General features: G+C 64.8%; 3 protein-coding genes. 2 read left to right on the top strand and 1 reads right to left on the bottom strand.

From position 1 onward, the window contains the following. The coding region (locus AC1DMG_RS20865) for a CPBP family glutamic-type intramembrane protease (protein WP_477181034.1) at nt 1-426 on the top strand (426 nt) is incomplete at its 5' end. Here the strand turns inward: AC1DMG_RS20865 and AC1DMG_RS20860 are convergent. Beyond that, nucleotides 355-1,395, bottom strand: coding sequence for an RluA family pseudouridine synthase (locus AC1DMG_RS20860; protein ID WP_477176039.1), 1,041 nt, complete (start codon nt 1,393-1,395; stop codon nt 355-357). The genes AC1DMG_RS20865 and AC1DMG_RS20860 overlap by 72 nt on opposite strands. Before the next feature lie 341 nt (nt 1,396-1,736). Between AC1DMG_RS20860 and AC1DMG_RS20855 the strand changes: the two genes are divergently transcribed. Next, nucleotides 1,737-3,668: Rne/Rng family ribonuclease (locus AC1DMG_RS20855; protein ID WP_477181033.1), on the top strand; the 1,932-nt coding region annotated here is incomplete at its 3' end.

The following is a 3,668-nucleotide window of genomic DNA, read 5'->3' as shown; positions in this document are numbered from 1 at the left end:
GGACGAAGCTGGTCCGATTGGATCTATCCCCTGCTGCCGCTGCCCGTCGCCCTGGCGCTGACCCTGGCTGACGGCCACCACCTGCTCCATCTGGATGTTCGCCACATCGTGGCCTACCTCGCCTGGGCGCTGCTGCAGCAGTGGGCGATGCTCGCCCTGGTCCTGGGTCGGCTGGAACGGACCGGCCTGCCGCGCCCGGCCATCCTCCTGGTCACGGCGGCCTTGTTCGGCCTGCTGCACACCCCGAACGGCTCACTGATGCAGCTGTGCGTGGCCGCCGAGCTGTGGTGGGCGTGGAGTTTCATGCGCTCGCCGCGCCTGCTGCCCATCGCCGTCGCTCACGCCGCCAGCGMCTTACTTGTGGAAAGTGGGCTTACCGGTCATCTCTTGCGTTCGCTCGAGGTGAGCGCGCGCTTTTTCCAGTAGACGACGGATCTTGTTGCCCTTGACCGCCAGAACGTCGAGGAAATCCTTCAGATCGTCGGGCATCGGTGCCGAAAAACTATAAGAACGGCCATCCAGCTCGAAACTCATGTGCGAGGCGTGCAGGAACAGCCGGTTGAGGCCCAGCTCCTTCATGCCCTTGTTGATCTCTTTGTCGCCGTACTTCGGGTCGCCGGCCAGCGGATGACCGATATGGGCGGCATGGACGCGAATCTGGTGGGTGCGACCAGTGCCCAGGGTCGCCTGCATCAGGCGGCCGCCCGGGTACTGCTCCATTTCCTGGAAGAAGGTGAGCGACGGCTTGCCGTTGTCCGACACCCTCACCATACGCTCGCCGCCCTGCAGTATCGACTTGAGCAGCGGCGCATTCACGCTGAACTTCGCTTTGTTCGGATGGCCGACCATCAGGCAGAGGTATTGCTTCACCACCGAGCCGTCGCGAATGGCCGCCTGCAAGCCGGTCAGCCCGGCGCGGGTCTTGGCGAACACCAGCACGCCACTGGTGTCGCGATCGAGACGATGGACCAGCTCGACATGCTCGGTGGGACGGGCTGCCCGCAACAGCTCGATGGCGCCGTGGCTGACGCCGCTGCCGCCGTGGCTGGCGATGCCGCTGGGCTTGTCGATGGCAATAAAATGCTTGTCTTCGAAGATGATCGAATCAGTGATGGCTGAGACCATGCCAGCCGCCGGGCCCTTGGTCTCGACCTTTTCGGCCACCCGCACGGGCGGAATTCGCAGCATATCGCCCGCCGCGAGACGCGTATCGGGCTTGGCGCGCTTACCGTTCACACGCACCTGTCCGGTGCGCAGAATGCGGTAAATCATGCTCTTTGGTACCCCCTTGAGCAGCGTCATGAGCGCATTGTCGATGCGCTGACCGTCCCGCTCGGGGCCGATCTCAACTTGACGCACACCGTGAGGTGCGTCGGGGGAAGTTACCGTCTGCATTGAATAAAACCTGCCGAAATAGGATACTCGGGCGGCGTTTGGTCTTGCCCCGCCGAAGTTCGGATAGGGGCGGGACACCCACCCCGTGACGTCGGCGAGGATAGCGCCGGTCGCCTCTTTGGCAGCCGGTTGCTGCTCCCTTACATCGTAACGGTTCGGGTTGTCGTTTGTCCGGTTTCCTAGGGAACCCGGGGCGGCTGGCGCGACCTAAGAATCATCCCGGCACCGAGAACGATGCCGTCATTTGCCGCTTAACCGCAGCGGCGCGATCCCCGGCAGGCCGCCGAAGYGACTGGCGCCACCGAGGCACGCGACGCGCGGCAAGCCGAGGAAAAATTACAATGAAACGTATGTTGATCAACGCAACTCAGCGTGAAGAGTTGCGTGTGGCCATCGTCGATGGCCAGACCCTTTACGATCTCGATATCGAAATCCCGTCCCGCGAACAGAAAAAGGCCAATATTTACAAGGGCCGCATCACTCGCGTCGAGCCGTCCCTGGAAGCCTGCTTCGTCGACTACGGCGCCGAACGCCACGGCTTTCTGCCGCTGAAGGAAGTCGCCCGCGAGTACTTCACGCCGGGCCTGGACCCCAACAAGGCGAACATCCGCGACCTCATCAAGGAAGGTCACGAAGTGGTCGTGCAGGTGGAGAAAGAGGAGCGTGGCAACAAGGGCGCTGCCCTGACCACCTTCATCAGCCTCGCCGGCCGTTACATGGTGCTGATGCCGAACAACCCCAAAGCGGGTGGCGTGTCGCGTCGCATCGAAGGCGAAGATCGCCAGGCGCTGAAGGAAGCACTCGAGCATCTCAACGTCCCTGACGACGTCGGCCTGATCGTGCGCACCGCCGGCCTCGGCCGCGACGCCGAAGAGCTGCAGTGGGATCTCGATTACCTGCTCCAGCTGTGGAAGGCCATTTCCGGCGCCGCCCAGGCGCAGAAGGCCCCGTTCCTGATCTATCAGGAATCGAAGCTGTTCATCCGCGCCCTGCGCGACTACCTGCGCAACGACATCGGCGAAATCCTCATCGACGAGGAATCGCTGTACAACGATGCGCGCGAGTTCATGCAGCAGGTGATGCCCAACGCCCTGCGCAAGCTCAAGATGTACCGCGACGAGACTCCGCTGTTCTCGCGCTACCAGATCGAAACCCAGATCGAGAGCGTGTTCGACCGCCAGGTCCGCCTGCCCTCCGGCGGCTCGATCGTGGTCGACCAGACCGAAGCCCTCACCGCCATCGACATCAACTCGTCGAAGGCCACCAAGGGCAGCGACATCGAAGAAACCGCGTTCAACACCAACCTGGAAGCGGCGGTGGAAATCGCCCGCCAGCTGCGCATCCGCGATGCCGGCGGCCTGATCGTGATCGACTTCATCGACATGGACAGCCCCAAGCACCAGCGCGAAGTGGAAGAGCGTCTCAAGGACGCCCTGAAGCTGGACCGCGCCCGCGTGCAGATCGGCCGCATCTCGCGCTTCGGCCTGCTGGAGATGTCGCGCCAGCGCCTGCGTCCGTCGCTTGGCGAAGCCACCCAGATCGTGTGCCCGCGTTGCGAAGGCCATGGCCATATCCGCGGCGTCGAGTCGCTGGCCCTGTCCACGCTGCGTCTGATCGAAGAGCACGCCATGAAGGACAACACCGGCCAGGTGCTGGTGCAGGCTCCGCCGACCGTGGCCAACTTCATGCTCAACGAAAAGCGCGCCAGCGTGGTTGAGATCGAGCTGCGCAACAAGGTGCACGTGGTCATCGTGGCGGACGACAAGCTCGAGACGCCGCACATCGAAATCCAGCGCATCCGCGAAGCGGACATGGGCGAGCACAGCAAGCCCAGCTACGAGCGTCTCACCGCCGTCGAAGCGTCCGCCGTGCCGAAGATGGGCCAGGCCCTGGGCAGCAGCGAGCAGCCCGCCGTCAGCGGCATCGTGCCGTCGTCGCCGGCTCCCGTGCGCGAAGAAAGTGCTGCCGAACCTGTCGCGCAGGCACCGGCGGCACGCCAGCCGGCTGCCGCACCCGCCCCCGCCGGCGGCGTGATCTCGCGCCTGCTCGGCTGGTTCCGCGGCACGGCTGCACCGGCCGCGCCCGCGCCGGCCGTCAAGGCCGAACCGGCAAGCTCCAACCGCAACAACAACCGCCGCGACGAGCGCGCTCGTCCGGCCCAGGGCGGCCAGCCGCAGGGCAACCGCCAGCAGCAGCGCCGCGAGCAGCCCCAGCAGGGCCAGAAGGGCCAGCAGCAGGCCAAGGGCGGCCGTCAGCAGCAGCCTAAGCAGGAG

This window comes from Dyella sp. 01N36 (assembly GCF_056399745.1).
The sequence above is the reverse complement of the archived record's forward strand: the minus strand, read 5'-3'. Positions and strand labels throughout refer to the sequence as shown.

Coding starts and splice junctions, on each gene's coding strand:
- AC1DMG_RS20860 (WP_477176039.1), bottom strand. CDS start 1,395: ATGCAGACGGTAACTTCCCCCGACGCACCTCACGGTGTGCGTCAAGTT.